A 1,834-nucleotide genomic window follows, 5' to 3' on the forward strand; every position below is an offset into this window, starting at 1 on the left:
GGCGGGTGCCCGCGCCCAGCCGGTAGCCGCCGCCCACGCCCGCCGTCGCGTGCACCGGGTAGCCGAGCGCTCACAGCCGCCCGGCTCGCGCGGTACTGACGTTTCGCGCCCGCGCCCCGGGTATCGCGGCGGTGACCGACGGACCCGACCACCCGAGGGGCCGCCGATGCGCGCCGTCGTGATCGACTGCACGCTGGCGGCCGTCGCCTCGGCGCTCGCCGAGAACCCCGTCCCCGCCCCTCCGTCCTGACCCTCAAGGTCGAGCCGGGGACCGGTCGCGGGCCAGGGACAGCGCGCACAGGGCGCCGAGCAGCACCATCCCGGCGAGCGCCCAGCCGGTGCCGTACTCGGCGTGCCGGGTGGACCCGCCGGACTCGGCCAGCGAGAGGAACAGCGTCCCGACGGTGGCGATGCCGACCACCTGGGCGAGCTGCATCAGCGTGAGGAGCAGGCCGCTGGCGTCGGCCGCGTCACCCGGCGCGACGTGCCGCAGCGCGGTCGTCATGATGATCGGCATCACCCCGAGCCCGAACCCGATGACCGCGGTGAGCGCCTCGTAGGCGAGGCCGCCTCCCGCGAGCGGGCCGACGCACAGGTAGCCCGCCCCCGCCACGGCGAACCCGGCCGGGACGGCGCGCCGGTGCCAGCGGGCCGGCAGCCGCTGCCAGTTCAGCCCGACCAGCCCGAACGCGGTGACGCAGGGCACGAACGCCAGCCCCGACTCCAGGGGGGACATCCGCAGGTCGCCCTGCAGGTGCAGCGTGGTGGTGAACAGGAACGACGACCAGCTCGCCGGGCCGAACACGATCGCCACGCAGGCCGGGACCAGCAGCGGGGCGCGCAGCACCCGGGGCGAGACCAGCGGACGCCCGCCCGCGGCCGCCACGCGCCGCTCCACGGCCACGAAGACCGCGGCGAACGCGGCGCTGGCGGCCAGCGCCGCCCAGCCCCACAGCGGCCAGCCCAGCTCGTGCCCCATGATCAGCGGGACGACGAGCAGCAGCACCGCGGGGGCCAGCGTGAACACGCCCGGGAGGTCCAGCTCGGCCCGCAGCGGGCGCGTCCGGGGCGCGGGCTCGTCGCGGGGCAGCACGCGCGGCCCCGCGAGCAGCAGCGCGGCGCCGATCGGCACGTTGACGAGGAAGACCGCCCGCCAGCCCGTCCCGAGCAGGTCCGCGCCGACCAGCAGGCCCCCGGCCGCCTGCCCGACGACGACGCCGCCCGCGATGACGGCGGAGTAGAGGCCGAGCGCCCGCCCCCGGGCGGCGCCGGTGAAGTCCCGCTGGATCATCGACATCACCTGCGGGGTCAGCATCGCCGCGCCCGCGCCCTGCAGGAAGCGGCACACCACCAGCGTCCCGGTGGACGGCGCCAGCCCGCACGCCAGCGACGCGACCGTGAAGGACGCGAGGCCGAGGTGGTACAGGCGGCGGTGGCCCGCGATGCCGCCGAGCCGCGCGCCCGTGATCAGCAGCACCGCGTAGGAGATGATGTAGCCCGCCACGATCAGCTGGAGCCCCGCGCCCGAGGCGTGCAGGTCCGCGCGCATCGTCGGGAGGGCCACGTTGACGATGTTCACGTCGAGGATGGCCATGAACTGGCCGAGCAGGATGACGGCGAGCGCGAGCCCGCCGGATCCGTTCCGCGACCCCCGGTCGGGAACGGTCCCGCGCAGGTCGGTTGTCTGTGTCATGTGTACGAGGGTGGGGGCGCGCCGGTACCGGTAACGAGAGCCTGCCGATACTGGTACTGACAGCACCTGGAAGAGCACGCCCGCCCGAGGCAGGCTGGGGGAGTGACGATGACGAGTCCGCCCGCCGCGCCCGCCGCCCGC

At 76.0% G+C, this 1,834-nt stretch carries 1 protein-coding gene; it reads right to left on the reverse strand.

Annotation, left to right across the window (positions count from 1 at the left end; translation table 11 throughout):
* Positions 1-253: 253 nt before the first annotated feature.
* A complete protein-coding gene (locus AB0C69_RS41925) occupies positions 254-1,693 on the reverse strand; it encodes an MFS transporter (RefSeq protein ID WP_353835555.1) in 1,440 nt (479 codons plus the stop codon).
* Positions 1,694-1,834 lie beyond the last annotated feature (141 nt).

This window comes from Actinomadura sp. NPDC048032 (genome assembly GCF_040653175.1).
In the GTDB taxonomy this organism is placed as follows: domain Bacteria; phylum Actinomycetota; class Actinomycetes; order Streptosporangiales; family Streptosporangiaceae; genus Spirillospora; species Spirillospora verrucosospora.

Bases quoted from the DNA above. Each gene is read 5' to 3' on its own strand.
- AB0C69_RS41925 (WP_353835555.1), bottom strand. From the start codon at position 1,693: ATGACACAGACAACCGACCTGCGCGGGACCGTTCCCGACCGGGGGTCG.